This is a genomic window from Actinophytocola algeriensis (assembly GCF_014203735.1).
Classification (GTDB): Bacteria; Actinomycetota; Actinomycetes; order Mycobacteriales; family Pseudonocardiaceae; genus Actinophytocola; species Actinophytocola algeriensis.
Map to the genome: position 1 here is coordinate 322,105 of NZ_JACHJQ010000003.1, position 23,176 is coordinate 345,280.

The window sequence follows — 23,176 nt, forward strand, 5'->3', positions numbered from 1 at the left end:
GCGGAGAGTATTTCGGCGGCCGGGGGCCTACCGCCAGCACGAGGCCGAGCGAACGGTCCATTCGTACGGGCTGAGGGGTGCGCCGGGCCGGTCGCGGTGCCGACGATGGATTCGTGACACGAGACAGCGACACGCTCCTAGGTCGACGACCTGCGCAGCATCCGGGTGATGCCTGCCGCGACGGTCGTCGCGAGTATCCAACCCGACGCCACGAGCCCGGCCGTGATCCACTGCGACGCCCCGTCGAAGTGCCACCGGTTCTTGTGGCCGAAGTCGACGATCGGGACCAGCTGGTCGATCGTGAACAGCACCGGGTTCCACACGAGCTTGTCGTCGGCGTTGGCCTCGACCGGCGTCGGCTGCAGCGAGAACCAGACGGAGCCCGCGACCAGCAGCGCCAGCAGCCACAGCAGCGCGCGCATCGGCCGGTAGCCGTAGCCGACCATCCACCGCTGCAGCCAGCTCCACAGCATCACCGGCAGGCCGAGCAGGCGGTAGCCGTCGGCCAGGGCCGCGTACCGCCAGCGCTGCTTGTCGATGAGCACGGTCGAGGCGTGCTCCTCGTTGCCGTTGGCGCGCAGCATCGTGGCGAACTGGTCGTACGGCCCGGGCCGGTAGTTGTCGCCCATGGCGTTGCGCAGCAGCTTGAGCCGGTGCTTGACCTGCGCGTCGTCGTCCAGCTCGATCGGCTTGGCGAGCGCGTCGTAGCGGAAGTCGTGCAACGAGATGTGCCCAGAGGCGTCCCAGAACTTGTCGTTGTCGGCGAGGTTCGCGCAGCGGGCGTGCTGCAGGTTCACGTGGCCGCGCGGCGGGGCGGCCACGTCGACGCGCAGCTCCTGGGTGATCAGCCCGAAGCCGTTGATGGCGGTCACGTTGAGCTTCGAGCCGAGCTCGGCGCCCTGGAAGTTCGTCTGCCTGCCGATCTCCGCGCGCCGGATCCGGATCTCACCGTGCGCCGAGAACGACTTGCCGTCGCCGCGGGCACAGACGAGGTCCCGGCCGATCTGGGCCACCCGCAGGTCGACCGACGGCTTCTGGGACTGGTCGCGCCGGTACCGGCCGGGGCTGACGAGCCGGGAGGCGCGCAGGTCGAAGTTGGCGCCGATGCCGGCCTCCGGCAGCAGCACCGAGCCGAACACCACGACGCCACGCGCGTCGAGGTTGCCACCGGTGGTGAACCTGCGGCCCTCGACCACGTCCCCGTTGCGGTTGCTCAGGATCGAGCCGTCCAGCACGACGCTGCCACGCGCGTTCACGTCGACCAGCCGCACCTGCCCGGCGATCCGGGTGTTCCTCGCGTCGATCCCGCCGTCGATCTCGGTGCCGTCGAGGTGCAGCGCGCGGTAGCGGTACGGCCCGGGGGCCTCCGTCTTGCCGGTCCGCTCCTCGAACGGCTCCACGCCGCCGGACAGGTCGACGGTCGCGCCGGAGAGCCGCAGCGACCCGCCGATGCGCGCGTTGACGATCCGCAGCGTGCCGGTGCTGGTGAACTCCTTGTCGAGGTCCACGTTGCCGGACACCTGCATCCGGTCGGCGATCAACGTGGCGCGCTGGTCGAAGAACCGCTGGTTGCCACCGTCGCTGTAGTCCTTGTCCGCGGGCCGCAGCAGCGCACCGCGCAGGGAGAAGTCGCTGTCGATCCGCGCACTCGGCAGGTACAGCCGCCCGATCGAGGTGAACCGCCGCGTACTCGTCGCGACGCACTGCAGGTTGCCGCCGATCTGGATGCCGTTCCCGTCCAGTGCGTAGCCCTCGGGGCTGTCGAGCAGGGCGCCGGACAGGTTGACGTTGCCGCCGGTACGCAGGCCGGGAATCCGCAGCTGGCCGCGCACCTGCATGTCCGCGGCCAGGAGCGCGCCCGCGAGCTGCAACCGGTCGGCGTGCAGCGCGTACCCGCCGACGTTGGTCAGCTTCGCGCCGGTCAGCTCGAGCGAGCCGCTGATCTCGGCGTCGGTGAGGTCGATCCGCCCCTCTACGCGGGTGCCACCGACGAACCGCAGGTCGTTGTCGCTGTAGAGGTTGCGCCCTTCGAGCCCGGGCAGCCTGCACGTCCCGAACTCGCAGCCCGCGAGGTTGGTCTGCCGCAGGTCCGGCGGCTCCTCGAACCGGCAGCGCACGAACTCGAGCAGGTGCGGGAACTCGACGGCCCGCAGGTCGAGGACACCGACGATGTGCTTGTCCGTGAACCGGAGAACCGGCGGCGTGGTGGCTCGTCTGCGGCCCCAGCCACTCGCCGGACCCCACCCGGCGGGCCCGGGCTCGAAGGCGAAGATCTGCCGCACGACCTCCTCGGCCCGCACCCTCGCCCACTCGGGCGGCTGCGGGTCGAACGGGTCCAGCCTGCGACCAGGCGGCTCTTCAGTCATCAGAGGCCCCTCGTACACGACACCTGCATGGCGCGACACTCCGACGCGACACGATCACGGACGGTTCCCACTCGACAGCAACGTGCTGATCAAAGATTGCACACCGCTCATGGGAGGGCTCCCGAAGATCGACTCCGCGCGCCAACGCCCGGAATCCCCAGGTCAACTACAGGGCCAGGCCGGCAGTCCCGCGGCCACTGCCCGAGCACCCTCCCGGCCGTCGCCGACCGGGAGGGGTCGCACTACGTCAGCACCTTGCCGAGGAAGGCCTTGGTGCGCTCGTGCTGCGGGTTGCTGATCACGTCCCGGGGGCTGCCCTGCTCGACGACCACGCCGCCGTCCATGAAGACCAGCGAGTCGCCGACCTCCTTGGCGAAGCCCATCTCGTGGGTGACCACGACCATGGTCATGCCGTCCTCGGCCAGTTGGCGCATGACCGCGAGTACCTCGCCCACCAGCTCGGGGTCGAGCGCGGACGTCGGCTCGTCGAACAGCATCAGCTTGGGATCCATGGCGAGAGCCCTGGCGATCGCGACCCGCTGCTGCTGTCCACCGGACAGCTCGCGGGGGTAGGCCTTCGGCTTGTCGGCGAGGCCGACGCGCTCGAGCAGCGCGAGGGCCCGTTCCCTGGCCTTGGCCTTGGCGACGCCCTTGACCTGGATCGGGGCCTCCATGACGTTCTCGCACACGGTCATGTGCGGGAACAGGTTGAAGCGCTGGAAGACCATGCCGATCTCCCGGCGCTTCGCGGCCACCTCGTTGTCGCGCAGCTCGTGGAGCTTGTCGCCCTTCTGCCGGTAGCCGACGAGCTCACCATCGACCCAGAGCTTGCCCGCGGTGAGCTTCTCGAGGTGGTTGATGCAGCGGAGGAACGTGGACTTGCCGGACCCGGACGGTCCGATCACGCACATCACCTCGCCGGGCATGACCTCCAGGTCGATGCCCTTGAGCACCTCGAGGCGCCCGAAGTACTTGTGCACGCCCTCCGACTTGACCATGGGCGTGATGGTCGGCTCGGTCATGCCAGCCCCGATTTCGGCCGGCCAAACCCGAGGAAACCGCCCTGGCGGGCCGGGATCGCACCACGGGAGTACCGGCGTTCGATGAAGTACTGGGCGATCGACAGCAGCGAGGTCAGCACCAGGTACCAGATGCTCGCCACCACGAGCAGCGGCACATACTTGAGGTTACCGCCGTAGATCAGCTGCACCTGGGTGAACAGGTCGCCGACCGCGATCACGCTCGCGAGCGAGGTGGTCTTGAGCATCGAGATGGTCTCGTTGCCGGTCGGCGGGATGATCACCCGCATGGCCTGGGGCAGCACGATCCGGCGCAGGATCTTGAGCCGGGTCATGCCGAGCGCCTCGGCCGCCTCGGTCTGTCCCTGGTCGACGGACAGGATGCCGGCGCGGACGATCTCCGACATGTAGGCGGCCTCGTTGAGCCCGAACCCGAGCACGGCGCCGGCGAAGATCGGGATGAGCAGGTTCGAGTCGAAGTAGACGAACTCCGGCCCGAACGGGATCCCGAGCGACAGTGTCGGGTACAGGACTGCGATGTACGACCAGAAGATGACCTGCACCAGAACGGGGGTGCCCCGGAAGAACCACGCGTAGAGCCACGCGATCGTGGAGACGATCGGGTTGCGGGACAACCGCATGACCGCCACCACGATGCCCAGCACCACGCCGATGACCATGGCGAGCAGGGTCAGCTCGATGGTCACCCAGAGTCCTTTGAGGACACGGTCGGAGAACAGGAACTGCCACACCACGTCCCAGCTCCAGGCTGGGTTGGTCACCAGGCTGTTGACCAGCATCGCGGCCAGCACGAGCAGCGCCGCGGCCGCGACCCAGCGGCCGGGGTGCCGCACGGGCACCGCCACGATCTGCTCGGGCGGGATCCGGTTCTTTCGCTCGTCGGTCTCGGGGGAGGTCATGCTCAGTAGATGGCCCCGTTGACCTTGGCCTCGGTGATGGCGCCGCCGCCGGTGCCCCAGTTGTCCAGGATCTCCTGGTACGCACCGTCGTCGATGAGCTTCTGGACCGCGGCCTGGAGGGCTTCCTTCATGGTGCCCGCGGTCTTCGGGACGGCGATGCCGTACGGCGCGGTGTCGGTGTCGTCGCCGGTCTTCTCGAAGGCGTTGCCGGTCTTCTTCACGGCGTAGTCGACCACCGGGCTGTCGGCCATGTAGGCGTCGATCCGGTTGGCGGCGAGCGCGGCGTTGACGTCGGTCTGCTTCGGGAAGCCCTGGGAGGTCGGCGGCTCCTTGCCTGCGTCCTCACACGCCTTGACGACCGAGCCCTCGACGTCGGGCTGGGTGAGCTGGTCGAGCTGGGTGGTGCCGTTCTGGGCGCCGACCGTCTTGCCGCACAGGTCCTCGATGGTCTGGATGTTCTTCGGGTTGCACTTGCGGACCATCGTCGAGGTGCCCGCCTCGAAGTAGGTCACGAAGTCGACGGTCTGCTCGCGCTCCTTGGTGTCGGTGAACGACGACATGCCGAGCTCGTAGCGGCCGGCCTGGAGACCGGCGAGGATGCCGTCGAAGGAGGCGTTGACGAACTCGACCTCTGTGCCGAGCACCTTGCCGAGCGCCTTGCCGAGGTCGATGTCCATGCCGATGATCTCGTCGGAGGCCTCGAGGGTGTACTCGTTGGGCGCGTACGAGGCGTCGGTGGCGATGACGATCTTGCCGTCGGCCTTGACCGAGGCGGGCACCTGCCCACCGAGCGCACTGTCGGCGGCGACGTCCACGTCCAGCGGCTTCGGGTCGGGCACGTCCGACGGCTCACCCGGGGTGCACTCGCTTCCACCACCGTTGCCGCCGCCCTGGTCGGCGGGGTTCTCGGTCGTGGCGCCGCAGCCGGCCGCGAACAAGGTCGCGGCGGTGCACAGCACGGTCAGCACGGACAGGCGGGTACGGGACACGTCTTCTTCACTCCTCGAGCCTTACTGGCGGTCTGAATTCAGCGCATCCTGCCATTTGGGATGCGCTGAGCACAGGTTCAGCATGTTACGGACGTGTCACCATGCGCGCGGCCACCCTGTGATCAACGCCGCGACCAGCGCGGTCCATCCGGTCTGGTGGGTGGCGCCGAGGCCTTCGCCGGTGTCCCCGTCGAAGAACTCACTGAAGGTGACGTGCTCGGTCCACAGCGGGGAGTCACTGGCCTCGACGCGCTTCCCGTCGGCCGGCCTGCGGCCGTCCTCGCCGGGGAGGAACAGCGCGGCGAGCCTGCGGGACAGCTCGTCGGCGGCGTCGCCGAGCGGCATGGTCCGGCCGGAGCCGGTCGGCAGCTCGACCGCCAGGTCGCCGCGGTGGAACGCGTCGATCGTGTGGAGCGCCTGGACCAGCAGCGCGTTGGTCGGGAACCACACCGGGCCGCGCCAGTTGGAGTTGCCGCCGAACATGGGCGTGTGCGACTCGCCGGGTTCGTAGCGGAGCCAGTGCTGCTGACCCGCGACGTCGACCACCATGCCGTCGCGGTGTGCGGCGGACAGCGAGCGGATGCCGTGCGGCGAAAGGAACTCGTCCTCGTCGAGCATGCGGGCCAGCACGCGGCGCAGCTTGCCTTCGTCCAACAGGGACAGCAGCGCGCTGCGTTCCCCACCCGCTCGCCAGTTGATGAACTGGCCGAACTCCGGCTGGTGGTGCAGCAGGTAGTTCAGCCGTGCCGCGAAGTGCGGCAGCTCGGCGAACACCCACGGCTCGAGCCGGGCGGTGGCGAGCACCGGGATGAGCCCGACCATCGACCGCACCCGCACCGGCGCGGACTCGACCGAACCGTCACCGTGGGTGCGGGACACGAGGTCGTAGCAGAAACCGTCCTGCTCGTCCCAGATCCCGCGGGCCGCCGACCCGAAGCGCGACGACACCTGCGCGATCGACAGGAAGTGCTCGACGAACTTCGTCGCGACGTCCTCGTACGCCTCGTCGTGCCGCGCGAGCTCCAGCGCGATCCGCATGAGGTGCAGCGCGTAGGTCGCCATCCACGAGGTCGCGTCCGACTGCTCGAACCGCCACCCCTCCGGCAGCCGCTCGGACCGGTTGACCGGCCCGATGTTGTCCATGCCGAGGAAGCCGCCCTCGAACAGGTAGTTGCCCTCGGGGTCCTTCCTGTTGACCCACCAGGAGAAGTTGAGCAGCAGCTTGTGGAACACCCGCGCGAGGAACACCCGGTCACCGACACCGGTCCGGTGCTGCTCCGCGAAGTAGACCTGCAGCGCCGCCCACGCGTGGACGGGCGGGTTGACGTCGCCGAACTCCCACTCGTAGGCGGGCAGCTGGCCGTCCGGGTGCATCATCCACTCGCGGCACATCAGCAGCAGCTGGTCCTTCGCGAACGCCGGGTCGACCATCGCGAACGGGATCATGTGGAACGCGAGGTCCCACGCCGCGAACCACGGGTACTCCCACTCGTCGGGCATGGAGAGCACGTCGGCGACGTCGAGGTGTCGCCAGTGGACGTTGCGCGCGCCCGGCCGCAGCCGCTCGCCGGGCGACGGCGGGTTGGCTGGATCACCTTCCAGCCAGTGCCGCAGCCGGAACCGGTAGATCTGCTTGGTCCACAACAGACCGGCGAGCGCCTTGCGCACCACCGCCCGCTCCCGCGGGTCCTGGTTGGCGATGACGGAGCCGTAGAACTCGTCCGCTTCCTGCTGCCGCGCCGCCATCGTGTCGCGGAACGTGCTGCCGAACGCCCGCCCGTGCCCGTTCCCGGCGATGAGCCGCAACTGCACGGACACCGACTCACCAGGCGCGACGGACTCGAAGTGGTACCAGGCCGCGGCCTTGGTCCCCGGCTGCGACGCGGTCCCCGGCTCGACGACCTGGCACGCGTCGAGCAGCCCGTTCACGACGTGGTCGTCGATGCCGGCCTTGGTGTACCGGCTGGGGTTGCGCCCGCGCCCGAACAGCCCGACCTCGTCGGTCTCGTTGTCGGTGACGAGCATCGTCGGCGAACCGCTGGCCTGCAGCGTGTACCGGCCGATCCGCGAGTGCTCGGCGACGACGCGGGTCCAGCCCTGCGCGGTGGACGCGATCAGCGCTGGCCGCCGCGCGTCCCGGCCCCAGGACCAGGTGTTGCGGAACCACAGCTGCGGCAACAGGTGGAGCGGCGCGGCGTCGGGGCCCTGGTTGGTGACGGTGATGTCGACACAGATGTCGTCCGGCGCCGCCTTGGCGTAGGTCACCTGCACGTCGAAGAACCGGTTGCCCGACAGCACCCCGGTGTCCGCGAGTTCCGGCTCCCGCTCGTCGCGTCGCGCCTCGGCAGCGCGGGCCCGGAGTTCCTTGTACGGGAACGCGGCCTGCGGGTAGCGGTAGAGGACCCGCATCCACGAATGGGTTGGGGTGCCGTCGAGCACCCACCAGTGTTCTTTGGCGTCCTCGCCGTGGTTGCCTTCACCGTTGGTGAGCCCGAAGTAGCGCTCCTTGAGGATGTCGTCCTGCCCGTTCCACATGGCGACGGCGAAGTTGAGGAACCCGTGCCGGTCGCAGATCCCGGCGATGCCGTCCTCACCCCACCGGTAGGCGCGCGACCTGGCGTGGTCGAAGGTGAAGTAGCCCCAGGCGTCGCCGTGCGGGGAGTAGTCCTCACGCACGGTTCCCCACTGGCGCGCGGCGAGGTACGGCCCCCAGAACCGCCATGGCGAGGCCATCTCCTCCGATTCGGCCAGCCGGTCGTGCTCGGAGGTGTGGTCTGAGCCCATGGCACCCATGATGCCGGTTGCCCGAAGTGGCCCACCTCGAACCGGGGTATGTCGTATTGTCGACTACCGAGCGCAGCCGCCAGGTGACTGGCAGGCGGGGAGGGCGTGATGAGCGAGTACGGGTTCTTCGTGACCGCCGACGACATCTACCGGTGGCTCAAGGAAGGGCCCGGCGCGGAGTCGCTCGACCTGGCGCAGAACGCGACCCAGCACGAGATGGAACGCGAGAACCAGCGCGCCGACCAGATCATGCTGCTGTCGAACGCCATCCAGGCCGGCTGGCAGGGCGAGGCAGGTGGCAGGGCCTACAGCGCGGTGAGCCCGCTGGCGGAGTACGCGCTGCGGGGCGCCGACCAGCTTCGGGTGTCGCAGGACCTGCTGAGCAGGCAGAGCGCATCGTTCGTCGACGCGGCGAACCGGGTGCGGCCGGTGCCGGAGAAGCCGCCGGAGAACTCGCTGACCGACGCGTTCCCGTTCGACACCGACATCGACAAGGACACGGCGGACTACCAGTCGGCGGCGCAGAACAACTTCGCCGTGTTCCGCGACTACGACGGCGCGAGCTCGTACAACGAGACACACATGCCGCAGGAGTACAACACGACGAACCGCGCCACGGGCGACGTGACGGTGACCCCGCCCGCGGACACGATCGAGGTCGGCGACTCCGGCCCGAGGAGCGGCGGCCCCGGTGAGCACAGCGGCGGTCCCGGGAACTACAGCGGTTACGGCGCGGGCCCGAGCGGCTACCCAGGCGGCCCGGGAAGCGGCGGCCCGGCTGCCGGCGGCCCGTCCACCGGCGGCGGTCACCCCGGCACCGTCCCGTCCGGCGGCCAGCAGACCACCCCCAACGACTACCGTCCGTCACCGCAACCGCCGTACTCCTACCCGCCGTCGTACCCACCCGTGCACCGCCCGTCCCCGGTCTCGGCGGACCCGGGCAACTACACCGGCGGTGCCCCGTACGGCGGAGGCGGCTTCGGCCCCCGGGGTGGCGGCGGAGGCGGTGGCGGCGGCTATGGCAGCGGCCCAGGAGGCGGCGGCCCACGCGGCTTCGGCCCCACCCCGGGCCCCGGCCCCGGCGCGGCGGCAGGTGCCGTAGCAGCGGAAGAAGCCGCAGCTAGAAGGGCCGCACAAGCCGCGGCTGGCATCCGCCCAGGGGGCGCGGGAGGCCCCGTGGGCGCCCCGATGGGAGCAGGCCGGGGCAAGGACGACGAGGACACCGAACACGAGCGCAAGATCCTCATCGAAACCGACGCGGAAGAAACCTTCGGCAGCGACATACTGACCGCCCCCCAGGTAATCGGCGACGACGAGTACGAAGACTGACCCGAGCGAGCGGTTCGACGGCGAATTGGTCACAGCGCGCACCGGCATGTCGTATTCTCGACTACCGAGCGCATCCGCCACGTCACAGGCGGATCTGGGGGAGGCCGAGAGGAATGAGCGGAAGACTCGAGCAGAGCGAGGGCTACCGACGCCTGGAGAAGATGGGCAGCCCGACGCCCGTCGAGTCCACGAGCGCCGGCTTCGCCTACGACGAGGCAACGCTGACATCGCTGGTCACGAAGTGGACTGAGCTGGCGGACCGCTACCTGGCGTCCAGCCAGCGCGTCTCCACCGACCCGATCGCACCCCCCGGCCTCGACTTCGCGAGCAGGGGCCAGGCCGACGCCGCCACGAACGCGACCAAGGAGTACTACGAGTACGTGGTCAGGAACTACTGGTACTGCATCGAACAGGCCCAACTCCTGCAGGACACCCTGGACGATTACCGAGGCCAGGAACACCAGTCGGTCCTCCTGATCAACAAGTCCGGACCGCAGGCGGGGATCTGACTGTGAGCATCCGGTTCACAGGTGCCGCCGTCGTCGCGGTCAGCCTGGTCGGCCTGGCCGCCTGCACCACCGCGGCCCCGGGCACCCCAATACCCGATCGGGTGAATTCCACCGATACCCCGACCAGCGGGGACTCACCTCCCGACGAGCTGCCGACGAACGGCGCCCCGAAGGTAGAGAACCCCATCGACGCGACCCACTTCGAACAGAACCCGTGCGATGCACTGACCCCGGCCCAGGCGAGCAGACTCAACGTACCGCCGGATGGGCAGGCCGCGGACACGGAGTTCGGCGGAGGGTGCATCTGGCGCAACCCGGACAGCGGCGGAGCGACGGGGATCTCCTTCCTTTCGAGCGTCAGGCGAGGGTTGAGCATCGCTTACGCGGAGGAGAGCGCCGGGTACTACCGGTACTTCAAGCCCATCGACGATCTCGAGGGTTTCCCTGCCGCGATATTCGACACGGGAACGGACAAGCCCACGAGCCAGTGCTCGATAACGGTCGGCCTCTCGGACGACCTCGCATTCCAGACGTTGACGAATCTGTCGCGGGCCAACATCGGCAAGACGGACCCGTGCGAGGCAGGCGTGATGGCAACACGCGAGATGCTGAAAACGATCAAGGCGAACTCATGAATACCTCGACTGACGGATACACACCGTTCCTGACACCAGCTGAGATCTATCACCAACTTCGTGACGGCAAGGGCTCGGGTTCGCTCAACAACGCGCAGTTCAGCACCCAGATGGAGCTTCCAGAGGAGACTGACAGAGCGGAGTTGCTCGCGTCTCTCGCCGACCTGATCGCAACGGGATGGCAGGGGCAGGCGAGCGCGGCGGCTCATGGAGCAGCGCTGCCACTCAGGGACCACGTGCTCGCGAACGCGGACAAGCTCGAACGCGTGCAAGACCTGCTCTCGCGGCAAGCCGGGTCTTTTGAGAGGGCTTACAACAGTGTGCTGCCGGTGCCTGATGTGCCTCAGCAGTCGCTGGACGAGCCGGTTCCCTTTGATGTGGATCACGCCAAGGAAGTCGCGTTTTACCAGGGGATTGCTCAGCACAACATGGATGTGTTCGGGCAGTATGACGGGGCCAGCGAGTACAACGAGACGAATATGCCTCAGGAGTTTCACGCTGGCGGTCGGGGTGGGGGCGATGTGTCGGTGAAGTCTGCTGACAGCATTGAGGTTGGGGAGCCTCATCCCGGGGGTAAGCCTGGGGACGGGGTGCTTGGCGGGCCAGGGGAAGACAGCGGGCCTGGTGGATCTTCTTCTGGTTATCCGAGGTCTTCTGCCGGGGAACCGGCCGGATCTGGTGGACCTCAAGAGGGTTCTGGTGGGGTTACTGGGTCTTCTGGGGTTCTGCCTTCTGGGGGCGGGGTGACCCAGGCCAATGACTATCGGCCTGGGGTGGTTGGTGGTTCTCCTTCTTCTGGGTATTCTTCTTCTTTGCCTGGGGTTGGGGGGTCTGTTTCCGCGGGGCCCGGTGGGGTTGTTGGCGGGGTTCCTGTCGGTGGGTATTCCGGCGGTGGGGGTGGGGGTGTGCCTCGGATGGGTGGCGACGGTCGCGGGGGCGGTGGCGCGGGCGGTACTGGGGTTGTTCGTGGGCCTGGGGGTGCTGTCGGGGTTGGGCCGCTTTCCGCTGAGGAGAACGCTGTTCGGCGTGGTGCCGCTGGGGCTGGTTCTGCGCGTGGCGGGGTGGGGGCGGTGGGTGCGCCGCTGGGAAACAAGGGGAATGGTGACGAGGATGCCGAGCATGAGCGGAAGGTGCTCATCGAGGTGGACTCCGAGGAGATCTTCGGTAGTGCGGTGCTGACCGCTCCTCCGGTCATCGGCGACGACGAATACGAGGACTGATGCGGACCGGGAGTAAGGTTGAGCTTTCCGTCTTTCCTCTGCTCAGTCTGATGCAGAAGGAGAATCTCGGGGAGCCGCACACTGTTTTCGCCGGGGGTGAGCGTTATGTGTCGCCTCGGTTTGCCGATCAGGCCGCTCGGGTTGTTCAGCAGGAGTTGCGGGACGCCGGGCTTGGGGAGCGCGGGGATTTCGACTCGTTTCTCGATCTTGTGAATGTCGTTCAGCGGGCCTCTGTCGAGTACTACGGGTGGGTCACCAGCTCTGACGAGGCCTACTCCGTTCTCGTTGCCGCACATGGGCGGCAGGCCGTGCTGGTCGTGCGGTCCGGGGAGCGGGTCCGGTTCGAGCGGTGCGATCCCGACCGCATGGTCGAGACGCTCGTGTGGCGGTTGCCTGATGTCGGGGTGGCCCACGGGGAGCCGTTTTCCGTTCGCCACGCTGACTTTCACGCGCCCCGGGGGCGGGCCGACGGCAGCGTCATGCGGCGATCGTCATCGGCCCGGCCGGATGGGGCTCGGCGGTTGGACGCCCTCCTCAAGGCCTCGCGCGTCTCCGTTGCCAAGCTCTACACCGCCAGGCGGGACGTGAGCGGGGTTCGGCAGCGGTCTGAGCGGTGGCTCACCGTTCTCGATCTCGTCGACGGGCGGTGGGCGCTGTCCGTTTCGCGGGTTCGGGGGGAGCGGTGGATCAGCGCGGCGCCCGGGACGCATCAGCACATCGGTGACAAGGTGCTCGAGCTAGCGCGCTGAGGCGATGAACACCACCGCTATCGCGCAGTACAGCCACATTGCCGGGCCCAGGCCGGTGTGGTCCGCCAGGAGGCCGATCACCAGCGGCGTGGTCACGCCGATCTGGGCCACCGCTTCCGCCACCGACGACGTGGCACCCGCCTGGCCCGGGCGCAGCGTCATGTACCGCGCCTGCAGGATGATCCACGCCAGGTTCACCGCCGCACCGACGAGTGCCATCGCGATCGCCGCCGTCACCGTTGTCGGGACCAGGACCAGCAGGAAGACCCCCGCCGTCAGCGCCACCGCGCAGGTTCGCAGGCCCACTCGCCGGCGCGTGGTCCGGCTTGCCCACGCGGCCGCCGCCACGCCACCCGTCAGGCCCGCGCCCGTCGCCACCGTCGCCAGTGCCGGGCTCAGGTCCTGGTCGGTGATCAGGAACGCCACCGCGAAACCGATGAACGTGTCATCGAACGCCACGATGACCGCCACCAGCAGCCCGGCCGCGATCACCCGGCGGTCGCGGATCACCGACATCAGGGCGCCGAACGCGCTTTCCTCGTCGTCCGGTTCCGGGCGGGGCAGCGGCCTGGTCGCCAGCAGCACGCCGTAGGCCACCATCATCACGCCCGCCGCCCAGAACGCGGCGCGCCAGCCGAGGCCCGACCACAACGCCGTCGCCAGCAGCAGTGGGCCCGCCAGGTCCCCCATCGCCGCGAGGAGGTTCGCGCGTGCCAGCGCGGGTTCCGCGTTGTCGCCCGCGATCTCCACCAGCGACACTTCTCCCGCGGTCACCAGCAGGTCGCCGAGGGTCCCCATCACGCAGACCGCGACGAACAGCGCCCAGAAGTCGCCCGCCGCCGCGAACAGGAACAGGCCCACGCCGTAACCCAGGCCGCCGATCGCTGCCAGCACTCGCCTGTTGCAACGGTCGACCAGGACACCGAAAGGCGTGGTCAGCAGGCCTATGCCGGGGTACAGGAACAGCAGGAACCCCGCCTGTGCGTACGTCAGGTCGACGTCCGCGCGGATGGACTCCACCGCCGCGTACGGCAGGTAGGCCACCGTCTCGTCGAAAAAGCGCACCAGGAGGAGCGACGCCACCAGCGTCGCCGGGAACCTCGGTGCTAGGTCAGATCAATGTCGGAACCATGCGCGCATACAAAAGATCGTAGCCTTGCACCATGATCGATGACGACCGATTTCTGGGCTGCATCCTGGCGGGTGCGGTGGGGGACGCGCTCGGAGCGCCGGTCGAGTTCCTCACCATCGAGACCATCCGCCGCCAGTTCGGGCCGGACGGCACCACCGGCTACGAAGAGGAGTACGGCGGCCGCGGCACCATCACCGACGACACCCAGATGACCCTCTTCACCCTCGAAGGGCTCATCCGGGGCCACCGCGGCGAGCACGACGACTTGTTCGCGCCGATGCAGCACGCCTACCAGCGCTGGCTGCACACGCAGGGCATGGAGACGCGCTGGGCCGACAACGGCGGCGTGTTCGCCACGAAACCCGAACCGGACGGCTGGCTGATCACCAACAAGGGCCTGTTCGCCATGCGCGCCCCCGGCAACACGGTCACCCAGGCACTCCGCGCCTTCTCCCGCGGCCAGCCACGCGGCTCGTTCGACAACCGCCTCAACAACTCCAAGGGCTGCGGTGCGGTCATGCGTGTCGCGCCCTACGCACTGCTGGGCGACGACGCGTTCGCGTTCGCCGTCGGCAACGGCCTGCTGACCCACAGCCACCCGAGCGGCTACCTGTCCGCGGGCGCGCTCGCGCACCTGGTCCACCTGCTGCTGCAGGACGCCGCGCTGCCCGACGCCATCGCCGCCACCAGGGCGAAGCTGCTGACCTGGGACGGCCACGAGGAACAGGTCGCCGCGCTCGACGCCGCCGTGGCGCACGGCAGGCCGACGCCCGAGTCGATCGCCGAGAAGCTCGGCGGTGGCTGGACCGGTGAGGAGGCGCTCGCGATCGCGGTCGCCGCCGCGCTCGCCGCGGAGGACATGCGGGACGGGCTGCTGCTCGCGGTCAACCACTCCGGCGACAGTGACTCCACCGGCGCGATCTGCGGCAACCTCCTCGGCGCCATGCGGGGCACGGCGACGATCCCGCCGGAATGGCTGGCGGAGCTGGAACTGCGGGACGTGATCGAGCAGCTGACCAGGGACGCGCTCGCCGAGTTCGGTGACGCGCCCCCGGCCTGGGGTGACCGCTACCCGTTCACCTGAGCGGAGCTTGCGGAGCGAACATCGTCCCTGAGCGGAGCATGTGGAGCGAACATCGTCCCTGAGCGGAGCTTGCGGAGCGAACATCGTCCCTGAGCGGAGCTTGCGGAGCGAACATCGTCACAGCGCCGACGCGTGGGCGTCCAGCAGGTGCGCCACCGACTCCGTGACGCGCTTGGCCTGCGGGATGTGCAGCCACTCGTCCGGCACGTGCGGGTTGCTGTCGTTCGCCAGCGCGCCCGTGACCACGAACTGCGCCTTCGGGTACGCCTCCGCCAGTGAGCCCATGAACGGGATCGACCCGCCGAGCCGCATGGTCTGCCACTGGCTGCCCGCGAACACGGTCTCGCTCAGCGAGTCCAGCGCGGACCGCAGCCACGGCGCGATCGGCGGCGCGTTCCAGCCCGGCCCCTCCTCCGGCGCGGAGAGCGTGACCTTCGCGCCGTACGGCACGTCGGTGGTCAGCACCCGCTCGACCGCGGCGAGCGCGGTCTTCGGGTCGGCCGTCGGCGGCAGGCGGAAGCTCAGCTTCAGCGTCGTGAACGGGCGCAGGACGTTGCCCGCGTCCTCCGGCAGCGGCAGGCCTGCCGCGCCGATGATCGACAGGGTGGGTCGCCACGAGTTGTTCGCCATCAGCTCGTAGTCGTCGTCCGACGCCGCGGACATGCCGTCGACCAGCGGGAACGCCGCCTTGGCCGCGCCGGGGGCGAGGTCGGCGAGGGCCTTCATCTCCGCGTCGCGCTCCGGCGGGATGGGGCCGTGCAGCTCGGGCAGCAGGATCTCGCCGGTGCGGGCGTCCTCGATGCGGTCCAGCAGCTGCCGCATGATCCGGAACGAGCTGGGCACGATGCCGCTCGCCGAGCCGGAGTGCTGGCCGGCGTCCATGACGTGCACGGTCACCGTCGTCGACACGAGACCACGCAGCGAGGTGGTCAGCCACAGCCGTTCGTAGTCCTGGCCGCCGGAGTCCAGGCACACGACCAGCGAGATGTCGCCGAGCCGCTCGCGGTACGCCTCGAGGTACGCGTCCAGGTCCGGGCTGCCGGACTCCTCGCTCAGCTCGAGCAGCACCAGGCAGCGCGCGTGCTTGCCGCCGGCGGCCTGCAGCGCCTCGATCGCGGCCGACGCCGAGTAACCGGAGTAGCCGTCGTCGGCGGCGCCGCGCCCGTACAGCCGGTCGCCGCGGATGACCGGGGTCCACGGGCCGAGGCCCTCACCCCAGCCGCCGACCGGCGGCTGCTTGTCGAGGTGGCCGTACAGGAGGACGGTCCCGCCGTCCTCCGGCATGCCGTCGGACGCCGGCACGTCCATCAGCACCACGGGGGTGCGCTCGGGGAGGCGGAGGATCTCGACGGTCGCGCCGGGGATCGCGCGGGCGGCGAGCCAGGCGCGGACGTGTTCGGCGGCGGCGTCGAGGTGGCCGTGCTCGGCCCACTTCGCGTCGAACACCACCGACACGGCGGGGATCTTCACCAGCTCGGACAGGCTCGGCAGGATCTCCGCGTCCCATGTCCGTTCGACCGTTGAGCGGAGCTTGCGGAGCGAATCATCAGTCGTGCGGAGCTCGCCGAGCGAATCATCAGTCGTGCGTACCTGTGCGTTGTCCACTCCGGCGATACTGCCACTACCAGGCGTCGCGCAGCACCGACGGCTCCGGCTCCGGCTCGGGCAGCTGGCGGGGGGCGATCGACGAGAGGATTTCCTCGGCCGCGTCCGCGGCCTCCTCCAGGGCAGCCTCGGCCCGTCGCACGCGCTCGTCTCGCCAGTCGGCCATCACCCAAGGGTAGTTCGCCTCCGGCGGTCGTCGAGCGGAGACGACTACGATGGAAGGTGACGCAGATCACTTTCCATGCGCGAGTTGGTGAGCCGGACGCCGGAACCGGCGTCGCGCGGGTCAGCGGAACCCGCGACCGACGACTGCTCTGAGCTGCCGCGTTCACTGCCCGCCAGTAGGTGGTGACAGACCCGCCGATGAACGCCCTAATGTCGGTTGTCCTACGGTTTCCGCAGCTCAGCGCGTCGCGGACGCCAAGATGCCGACGTTCGGACCTCACCGGATCGAGCCAACGCATGCCAGGATGAACCCCGAAACCGTCAGTGCCAACGACGGTCGAGCCTCCCTTTACCCGGGCTGGTGGACCGCCGGTGGCGCGGCCGTGCGGACGCCACAAGCGAACGCCCGGCGTCGACAACTAGGAGAACGAATGTCGTCCCCAGAACAGTGGACGCACCCGGAACCCGGCGTCGGACCGGCCGCCACCGCGGCCAAGCCGACCGCGGAGCAGGTGATCGCCGGTTTGCGCGCAACGAGTGAGGGTGGCCCGGAGCTGGTGCAGCTCCTCACGCCGGAAGGCGAGCGGGTGCCCAACAGCCAGTGGGACCCCTACGTCTCCGACGTCACCGCCGAGGACCTGCGGAACCTCTACCGCGACATGGTCCTGACGCGGCGGGTCGACCGTGAGGCGAACGCACTGCAGCGGCAGGGCCAGCTCGGCATCTGGGTGCCGCTGCTCGGCCAGGAAGCCGCGCAGATCGGGTCCGGCCGGGCACTCAAACCGCAGGACATGGCGTTCCCGAGCTACCGGGAGCACGGTGTCGCGTGGACCCGTGGCGTCAAGCCGACGGAGCTGCTCGGCATCTTCCGCGGCACCGACCACGGCAGCTGGGACCCGCTCGCGAACCGCTTCCACCTGTACACGATCGTCATCGGCAACCAGGTGCTGAACGCGGCGGGTTATGCCATGGGCCAGCGCTTCGAGGGCAAAGTCGGCGACGACGACGGTGAAGCCACGATCTGCTACTTCGGCGACGGCGCGACCTCGCAGGGCGACGTGCACGAGGGCTTCGTGTGGGCGTCGGTGTACGACGCGCCGCTCGTGTTCTTCTGCCAGAACAACCAGTGGGCCATCTCAGAGCCCACCGAACGCCAGTCGCGGCTGCCGCTCTACCAGCGTGCCCGCGGCTACGGCTTCCCCGGCATCCGCGTCGACGGCAACGACGTCCTCGCGACCCTGGCCGTGTCCCGCTGGGCGCTCGACGAGTGCCGCCACGGCAACGGCCCGGTCCTGATCGAGGCGTTCACCTACCGCATGGACGCGCACACCACGACCGACGACCCGACGCGCTACCGGCTGTCCGACGAGCTGGAGGCGTGGAAGTTGAAGGACCCGATCGAGCGGGTACGCGTGCACCTGGTGCGGCACATGGACACCGAGAACGAGTTCTTCGACCAGGTCCAGGACGAGTCGGACCAGCTCGCGGCCGAGCTGCGCGAGTTCTGCCAGAACATGCCGGAACCGCCTCCGGGGCGGATGTTCTCCGAGGTCTACGCGGAGGGCAGCCCGGTGCTGGATGCGCAGCGCGACGCCTACCTCGAGTACGCGGCCGGGTTCGATGGAGGTGAGCACTGATGGCGGCGCCAGTCATGAACAAGTCAGCGGAGTCGCCCAGGACGAGCAGCCAGACCGTCACCCTGGGCAAGAGCCTGAACCTGGGCCTGCGTGCCGCCATGGAGGCGGACCCGAAGGTCATCGTCATGGGCGAGGACGTCGGCAAGCTCGGCGGCGTCTTCCGAATCACGGACGGGCTGCAGAAGGACTTCGGTGAGCAGCGCGTGCTGGACACGCCGCTCGCGGAGTCCGGCATCATCGGCACGGCGGTGGGTCTCGCGATCCGCGGCTTCCGGCCGGTGTGCGAGATCCAGTTCGACGGGTTCATCTTCCCCGCGTTCGACCAGATCGTGTCGCAGGTGGCGAAGCTTCGGTTCCGCAGCCAGGGCAAGATCAACCTGCCGATGGTGATCCGCGTGCCGTTCGGCGGCGGCATCGGCGCGGTCGAGCACCACTCCGAGTCGCCGGAGTCGTACTTCGCGCACACCGCCGGCCTCAAGGTCGTGTCGTGCTCCAACCCGGTCGACGCCTACTGGATGATCCAGCAGGCCATCCGGTGCGACGACCCGGTGCTGTTCTTCGAGCCGAAGCGGCGGTACTACGAGAAGGCGGAGCTGGACTTCGACGCGAAGCCGGAGCCGCTGTTCGCGTCGCGGGTGCTGCGCAAGGGCACCCACGCGACCATCGCCACGTACGGCCCGATGGTGAAGACGTGCCTGGAGTCGGCGGCCGCCGCGGCCGAGGAGGGCAAGGAGCTCGAGGTCATCGACCTGCGTGCGCTGTCCCCGATGGACCTGACGCCCGTGTACGACTCGGTGCGCCGCACCGGTCACCTGGTGGTCGTGTCGGAGGCGCCTGGCGAGGCGTCGCTGTCGTCGGAGATCGCCGCGCGGGTGCAGCAGGAGTGCTTCTACTCGCTGGAGGCGCCGATCCTGCGCGTGACGGGCTTCGATGCCCCGTACCCGCCGTCGAAACTCGAGGAGGAGTTCCTCCCCGACCTCGACCGGGTGCTGGACGCCGTCGACCGTTCGCTGGGCTGGTGAGGCATGCCTGACTTCAAGGTCTTCCCCCTGCCCGACACGGCAGAGGGGCTGGTCGACGCCGAGATCCTGACCTGGCACATCAAGCCGGGGGACGAGGTCAAGGTCAACCAGATCATCGTCGAGATCGAGACGGCCAAGGCGGCGGTCGAGCTGCCGTGCCCATGGGCCGGTGTGGTCACGGAACTGCACGCCGAGCCCGGCCAGACGGTCAACGTGGGCGCGCCGATCGTGACGATCGACGTCGACCCGGGTGGTGCCGCGGCGCCTGCCGCTGCCGCCGCCCCTGCTCCGGCTGCCGAGAGCAACGGGCAGGCCATGCTCGTCGGCTACGGCCCCAAGGCGTCGACGGCGAAACGGCGGGCCCGCAAGGACACGGCTCCGGCTCCGGCCGCGCCGGTCGCCACCGCCCCGCCGCCACCGGTCGCCAAGCCGGTCACCGTGCCGGACTCGCCCGCCGCGCTGCTGGAGCCGTCGGCCCTGGTGCCGCTGGCGAAGCCGCCGGTGCGCAAGCTGGCCAAGGACCTGGGCGTCGACCTGCGGTCGCTGGCCGGCTCGGGCGTGATCACGCGCGAGGACGTCGAGCGCGCGGCCCACGGTGCGGTGACCCCGGTCCCGGCCCCGGTCGCGTCCGGCGACCGCGAGCGGCGGGTCCCGGTCAAGGGCGTGCGCAAGATGACCGCGCAGGCCATGGTCGAGAGCGCGTACTCGGCGCCGCACGTGACCGAGTTCCTGACGGTCGACGTCACGCCGATGATGGAGCTGCGTGCGCGCCTGAAGACGCACCCGTCGTTCCGCGACGTCAAGATCACCCCGCTCACCTTCGCCGCGAAGGCCGTGTGCCTGGCGGCGAAGCGGACGCCGGACGTGAACGCGACGTGGGCGGGCGAGGAGATCGTCTACAAGGACTACGTGCACCTGGGCATCGCGGCCGCCACGCCGCGCGGCCTGGTGGTGCCGAAGATCCGCGACGCGGACGGGATGTCGCTGCGGGAGCTGGCCGAGGCACTGGAGCAGCTGACGGTGACCGCCCGGAACGGCAAGACCACCCCGGCGGACATGCTCCACGGCACGATCACGATCACCAACGTCGGTGTGTTCGGTGTGGACACCGGCACGCCGATCATCAACCCGGGTGAGTCCGCGATCCTCGCGCTCGGCGCGATCAAGGACATGCCGTGGGTGGTGGACGGCGAGATCAAGGTGCGGAAGGTGTGCCAGCTGTCGCTGAGCTTCGACCACCGGGTGGTCGACGGCCAGCAGGGTTCACAGTTCCTCGCGGACGTCGGCGCCATCATGGCCGACCCCGCCATGGCCATCACGTTCTGATCGGTGGGGCGTGCCCTCCGGGGCACGCCCCTTCCAGAACCGTTCCGGCACAGGAACATCCACCTCGGCGTTCCGGGCGTCGATCCGCCGCATATCGAGCCAGGGGTGCCGCGGCTCGGCCGACGTGATACGCAGCACGCTCTCCTCCAGCACGAGGTCCCGGAGCACCACCCGTCCGTGCTCCGTGAGGATGTCCACCAGCGACACGGGCGACTTCTCCATCACGCACTCGACGAGGTGGAGAGTGCCGAGCGACGGCCCGTGCCCGCGGCTGAAGAGCTGGTTGAACCAGTCTCGTTCGTCCCACAGCGCCCCGAACTGGCCGTACTGGAAGTCTGCGGGGGCGTTCTGGAACACGCAGTTGTCGAACCGGAGCGTGCCCGAGTCGACCACGATCTTCCGCGCGGTGATCGGCCGCTCGAAGACGCAGTGTTCGAACTCGACCCGGCCACCGCGCACTCGCAGATCGTTCAGGTTGAGCGCCGAGCCGAACACGGTGTGGTGGAACTCGACTCTGCCGAGGAAGCGTGCCTCGTGGAAGTCGGTCAGGCTCGCCGCGAACTCCCCGTCGTGGCAACGGAGTGTGCCCAGGAACTCCGCGCCCGCGAAGGATGTCCGCTCGCCTCGGAAGACCACGTCGTCCAGCGTCACGGTGCCGCGGAAGGTGAACCCCCCGAAGTCCATGTCGATCAGCTTCATGCCGGTGAAGTCGAAGTCGGCGTCGCACCAGGGGGAATCGCCGGTCAGGCGTTCGCGGAACAGCCGGAACACCGTGTCCACGACCTCGCCCCCGCGCGATCCGGACAGCCGCAGGTAGGCGATCAGGACTTCCACGCACTTCTGGCGGCCGTCGTCCCAGTCGTCCGCGAGGCCTGCCAAGGCATAGACGCCCGCGAGGCGGACCTGGTCGCTCTCGTGGGCCAGTTGTTCGGCCGCCGCGGCGAAGCGTTCGTTGAGGAGCTTGGACTTCTCGCGTTCCTCCTGCCGCAGCGCCAGGCGGTGGTCGCCCTCGGCGACCTTCTGTTTGCGGTGGTTGACCGAAAGGAGCACCACACCGCCGAAGCCCGCGATGACCGCCAGGACGATCTTCAGCAGCTCGATCGTGTCGGCCGCGGTGAACGTCGCCGACCTCGGCAGGCCCGGCCAGCCGAACGCCCACAGCAGCAGTGTGCTCGTGCCTGCGCCGACCAGCAGCGCCACGACGACCCAGCCCAGGATGGACAGTGTCATCGAGCCCGCCGAGGCGTCGGCGTGGTCTCGGGGTCTCATCGACCCCGCAGCCTACCGACGGCCGAGGCCCGCGACTCCCCTATTGGGCGGGCCGGGGGAGGTCGAAGTAGTTGATCAGGCCGGCCGCGAACGCGATGTCGCCCTTCACCTTCACCTTGCCGCGCATGAACAACATCGCGACGTTGACGCTGCCCGTCACCGCGCGCAGGAAGTCGGTCGGGGACAGGGTCAGCGTGACGCGGGCGTCGGCGGTCGGGGCCTGGCCGGACGTGCACGTGCCGTTGTCGATCACCGTCTCGTAGCGGTCGTAGCCGCCCGCGCCCGCGCCGCCCGACAGGCGCCAGTGCACGACCGCGCTCAGCGAAGCCGCCTTCACCGGGTCCAGGTGCTCGCCCATGCGCCGGAAGATCTCCTCGAACACGACCAGGCGCAGGTGCGGGTGGGTCATCAGGTGTTCCAGCTGTGTGGTGGACGCCCTGGAGACGAACCAGACGAACGTGTCCGTGCGCATCGCGGCCAGCTCGATGCCCGTGCCGACGCGACCGAGCATGTCGAGGACGTCGATCAGCTGCACGAACTGTTCCTCGTCGAGCCGCGCCGGGTCGACCGCGCGGGCGAACGCGTCGATGTCGACCGTGCTCTCGACCACCGGACTGCTCAGCGTCGAAGCCCCCGATTTGCGCCTGAATCGCATGTTCCACCTTATCTACTGGCGGGTAACGCTACGTTCGACTCTGTACCCTGGCAAGGATTGATCGAACCGCAGGAGGATCGGCGACCGTGGAGAAGAGTGTCTGATGGATCACTCCGCAAGCTCCGTTCACGAGCGGCGGCGGGTCAAGCGACTGCCGCGCGAGGTTCGGGAGCGGCAGATCCTCGACGCCGCGGTCCGGGTGTTCTCCGACCACGGCTACCACAACGCGTCGATGGACGAGATCTCCGAGGTCGCGGGCGTCTCCAAACCGATGATCTACGCCTACCTGGGTTCGAAGGAAGACCTCTTCGCCGCGTGCATCCACCGCGAGGCCACGCAGCTGCTCGAAGCCGTCGCCGCCGGGGTGCGCACGGAGTTACCCGCCGACATGCAGTTGTGGCACGGGCTCGGCGCGTTCTTCGAGTACGTCGGCGCGCACCGGGAGAGCTGGCGGGTCCTGCACCGCCAGGCGATCTCCCAGGGTGGGCCGTTCTCCGAGGAACTCCTCGACATGCGCCGCCAGGCGATCAGCCTGGTCGACACGCTCCTGGTCCGGGTCGCCACCAAGGAAGGCCTTGACCGCGGCGCCACCGAGTCGCTCGCCGCCGCGCTGGTCGGCGCGGCGGAGTCGCTCGCGGACTGGTGGCTCGACAACCCCGACGTGCCGAGCCGGGCGGTCGCGTCGCGGCTCATGAACCTCGCGTGGATCGGCTTCGGCGGGCTCGTCGAGGGCAACACCTGGCACCCCAGCGAGGACTAGG

20 protein-coding genes and 1 pseudogene are annotated in these 23,176 nt (G+C 69.2%); 11 read left to right on the plus strand and 10 right to left on the minus strand.

The window, feature by feature from the left end:
* Positions 1–137 precede the first annotated feature (137 nt).
* From FHR82_RS13825 to FHR82_RS13845, 5 genes are all read right to left on the minus strand, one after another.
* Complete coding sequence (locus FHR82_RS13825; protein ID WP_184810790.1) at positions 138–2,366, minus strand: translocation/assembly module TamB domain-containing protein; 2,229 nt, start codon at positions 2,364–2,366, stop codon at positions 138–140.
* A gap of 242 nt (positions 2,367–2,608) precedes the next feature.
* Entirely contained in the window at positions 2,609–3,373 is a 765-nt protein-coding gene (locus FHR82_RS13830) for an amino acid ABC transporter ATP-binding protein (protein WP_446471771.1), read from the minus strand.
* An 11-nt stretch (positions 3,374–3,384) separates the two neighbouring features.
* On the minus strand, positions 3,385–4,305 hold the full coding sequence (locus tag FHR82_RS13835) for an amino acid ABC transporter permease (protein ID WP_184810791.1): 921 nt from the start codon (positions 4,303–4,305) through the stop codon (positions 3,385–3,387).
* A 2-nt stretch (positions 4,306–4,307) separates the two neighbouring features.
* Positions 4,308–5,294: an ABC transporter substrate-binding protein gene (locus tag FHR82_RS13840; protein ID WP_184810792.1), complete on the minus strand. Its 987-nt coding sequence runs from the start codon at positions 5,292–5,294 to the stop codon at positions 4,308–4,310.
* Between the two features lie 96 nt (positions 5,295–5,390).
* Positions 5,391–8,078, minus strand: coding sequence for an MGH1-like glycoside hydrolase domain-containing protein (locus FHR82_RS13845; RefSeq protein WP_225944018.1), 2,688 nt, complete (start codon positions 8,076–8,078; stop codon positions 5,391–5,393).
* A 108-nt stretch (positions 8,079–8,186) separates the two neighbouring features.
* Here FHR82_RS13845 and FHR82_RS13850 point away from each other — a divergent pair, with 108 nt between their 5' ends.
* The 6 genes and pseudogenes from FHR82_RS13850 to FHR82_RS13870 all read left to right on the plus strand — a co-directional run bounded on the left by FHR82_RS13850 (position 8,187) and on the right by FHR82_RS13870 (position 12,520).
* Positions 8,187–9,407 carry a hypothetical protein gene (locus FHR82_RS13850; RefSeq protein ID WP_184810794.1) on the plus strand — a complete coding sequence of 407 codons (1,221 nt, stop codon included), beginning with the start codon at positions 8,187–8,189 and terminating at the stop codon, positions 9,405–9,407.
* Positions 9,408–9,520: 113 nt separating this feature from the next.
* Positions 9,521–9,916, plus strand: coding sequence for a hypothetical protein (locus tag FHR82_RS13855; protein ID WP_184810795.1), 396 nt, complete (start codon positions 9,521–9,523; stop codon positions 9,914–9,916).
* A 2-nt stretch (positions 9,917–9,918) separates the two neighbouring features.
* Positions 9,919–10,551 carry a DUF3558 domain-containing protein gene (locus FHR82_RS13860; protein ID WP_184810796.1) on the plus strand — a complete coding sequence of 211 codons (633 nt, stop codon included), beginning with the start codon at positions 9,919–9,921 and terminating at the stop codon, positions 10,549–10,551.
* Positions 10,548–10,880 (plus strand): annotated as a pseudogene (locus FHR82_RS48275) (PPE domain-containing protein); the annotation flags it as partial. The gene FHR82_RS13860 and the pseudogene FHR82_RS48275, both read left to right, overlap by 4 nt.
* 741 nt (positions 10,881–11,621) lie before the next feature.
* Positions 11,622–11,771 (plus strand): hypothetical protein, encoded by a 150-nt coding sequence (locus FHR82_RS13865; RefSeq protein ID WP_184810797.1) that lies wholly within the window; start codon positions 11,622–11,624, stop codon positions 11,769–11,771.
* Between the two features lie 50 nt (positions 11,772–11,821).
* The gene (locus FHR82_RS13870) at positions 11,822–12,520 is read left to right on the plus strand and encodes an ESX secretion-associated protein EspG (RefSeq protein WP_184810798.1); all 699 of its coding nucleotides are present in this window, start codon (positions 11,822–11,824) and stop codon (positions 12,518–12,520) included.
* Here the strand turns inward: FHR82_RS13870 and FHR82_RS13875 are convergent.
* Positions 12,509–13,585: an MFS transporter gene (locus FHR82_RS13875; RefSeq protein ID WP_184810799.1), complete on the minus strand. Its 1,077-nt coding sequence runs from the start codon at positions 13,583–13,585 to the stop codon at positions 12,509–12,511. The genes FHR82_RS13870 and FHR82_RS13875 overlap by 12 nt on opposite strands.
* Before the next feature lie 98 nt (positions 13,586–13,683).
* On the opposite strand from FHR82_RS13875, the gene FHR82_RS13880 reads away from it, so the two are divergent.
* A complete protein-coding gene (locus FHR82_RS13880) occupies positions 13,684–14,736 on the plus strand; it encodes an ADP-ribosylglycohydrolase family protein (protein WP_184810800.1) in 1,053 nt (350 codons plus the stop codon).
* 117 nt (positions 14,737–14,853) lie between these two features.
* On the opposite strand, the gene FHR82_RS13885 is transcribed toward FHR82_RS13880, so the two are convergent.
* Both FHR82_RS13885 and FHR82_RS13890 read right to left on the minus strand, forming a co-directional pair.
* The gene (locus tag FHR82_RS13885) at positions 14,854–16,230 is read right to left on the minus strand and encodes a M20/M25/M40 family metallo-hydrolase (protein WP_311771133.1); all 1,377 of its coding nucleotides are present in this window, start codon (positions 16,228–16,230) and stop codon (positions 14,854–14,856) included.
* A 127-nt stretch (positions 16,231–16,357) separates the two neighbouring features.
* Positions 16,358–16,507, minus strand: coding sequence for a hypothetical protein (locus FHR82_RS13890; RefSeq protein ID WP_184810802.1), 150 nt, complete (start codon positions 16,505–16,507; stop codon positions 16,358–16,360).
* Positions 16,508–16,937: 430 nt separating this feature from the next.
* Here FHR82_RS13890 and pdhA point away from each other — a divergent pair, with 430 nt between their 5' ends.
* From pdhA to FHR82_RS13905, 3 genes are read left to right on the plus strand one after another with little or no spacing between them, the layout of a single operon-like run.
* Positions 16,938–18,143: a pyruvate dehydrogenase (acetyl-transferring) E1 component subunit alpha gene (gene pdhA, locus FHR82_RS13895; protein ID WP_184810803.1), complete on the plus strand. Its 1,206-nt coding sequence runs from the start codon at positions 16,938–16,940 to the stop codon at positions 18,141–18,143.
* Complete coding sequence (locus FHR82_RS13900) at positions 18,143–19,165, plus strand: alpha-ketoacid dehydrogenase subunit beta (protein WP_184810804.1); 1,023 nt, start codon at positions 18,143–18,145, stop codon at positions 19,163–19,165. Before pdhA ends, FHR82_RS13900 begins: the two co-directional genes overlap by 1 nt.
* Before the next feature lie 3 nt (positions 19,166–19,168).
* A complete protein-coding gene (locus FHR82_RS13905; RefSeq protein ID WP_184810805.1) occupies positions 19,169–20,491 on the plus strand; it encodes a dihydrolipoamide acetyltransferase family protein in 1,323 nt (440 codons plus the stop codon).
* On the opposite strand, the gene FHR82_RS13910 is transcribed toward FHR82_RS13905, so the two are convergent.
* Together FHR82_RS13910 and FHR82_RS13915 are read right to left on the minus strand one after the other, a co-directional pair.
* A complete protein-coding gene (locus FHR82_RS13910; protein WP_184810806.1) occupies positions 20,429–21,760 on the minus strand; it encodes a pentapeptide repeat-containing protein in 1,332 nt (443 codons plus the stop codon). The genes FHR82_RS13905 and FHR82_RS13910 overlap by 63 nt on opposite strands.
* 40 nt (positions 21,761–21,800) lie before the next feature.
* On the minus strand, positions 21,801–22,415 hold the full coding sequence (locus FHR82_RS13915) for an SCP2 sterol-binding domain-containing protein (protein ID WP_184810807.1): 615 nt from the start codon (positions 22,413–22,415) through the stop codon (positions 21,801–21,803).
* Positions 22,416–22,518: 103 nt separating this feature from the next.
* On the opposite strand from FHR82_RS13915, the gene FHR82_RS13920 reads away from it, so the two are divergent.
* Positions 22,519–23,175 carry a TetR/AcrR family transcriptional regulator gene (locus FHR82_RS13920; protein WP_184810808.1) on the plus strand — a complete coding sequence of 219 codons (657 nt, stop codon included), beginning with the start codon at positions 22,519–22,521 and terminating at the stop codon, positions 23,173–23,175.
* Position 23,176: the final 1 nt, after the last annotated feature.

Coding starts and splice junctions, on each gene's coding strand:
- FHR82_RS13825 (WP_184810790.1), bottom strand. CDS start 2,366: ATGACTGAAGAGCCGCCTGGTCGCAGGCTGGACCCGTTCGACCCGCAG.
- FHR82_RS13835 (WP_184810791.1), bottom strand. CDS start 4,305: ATGACCTCCCCCGAGACCGACGAGCGAAAGAACCGGATCCCGCCCGAG.
- FHR82_RS13845 (WP_225944018.1), bottom strand. CDS start 8,078: ATGGGCTCAGACCACACCTCCGAGCACGACCGGCTGGCCGAATCGGAG.
- FHR82_RS13850 (WP_184810794.1), top strand. CDS start 8,187: ATGAGCGAGTACGGGTTCTTCGTGACCGCCGACGACATCTACCGGTGG.
- FHR82_RS13855 (WP_184810795.1), top strand. CDS start 9,521: ATGAGCGGAAGACTCGAGCAGAGCGAGGGCTACCGACGCCTGGAGAAG.
- FHR82_RS13870 (WP_184810798.1), top strand. CDS start 11,822: ATGCAGAAGGAGAATCTCGGGGAGCCGCACACTGTTTTCGCCGGGGGT.
- FHR82_RS13880 (WP_184810800.1), top strand. CDS start 13,684: ATGATCGATGACGACCGATTTCTGGGCTGCATCCTGGCGGGTGCGGTG.
- FHR82_RS13890 (WP_184810802.1), bottom strand. CDS start 16,507: ATGGCCGACTGGCGAGACGAGCGCGTGCGACGGGCCGAGGCTGCCCTG.
- pdhA (WP_184810803.1), top strand. CDS start 16,938: ATGTCGTCCCCAGAACAGTGGACGCACCCGGAACCCGGCGTCGGACCG.
- FHR82_RS13900 (WP_184810804.1), top strand. CDS start 18,143: ATGGCGGCGCCAGTCATGAACAAGTCAGCGGAGTCGCCCAGGACGAGC.
- FHR82_RS13905 (WP_184810805.1), top strand. CDS start 19,169: ATGCCTGACTTCAAGGTCTTCCCCCTGCCCGACACGGCAGAGGGGCTG.
- FHR82_RS13910 (WP_184810806.1), bottom strand. CDS start 21,760: ATGAGACCCCGAGACCACGCCGACGCCTCGGCGGGCTCGATGACACTG.
- FHR82_RS13915 (WP_184810807.1), bottom strand. CDS start 22,415: ATGCGATTCAGGCGCAAATCGGGGGCTTCGACGCTGAGCAGTCCGGTG.
- FHR82_RS13920 (WP_184810808.1), top strand. CDS start 22,519: ATGGATCACTCCGCAAGCTCCGTTCACGAGCGGCGGCGGGTCAAGCGA.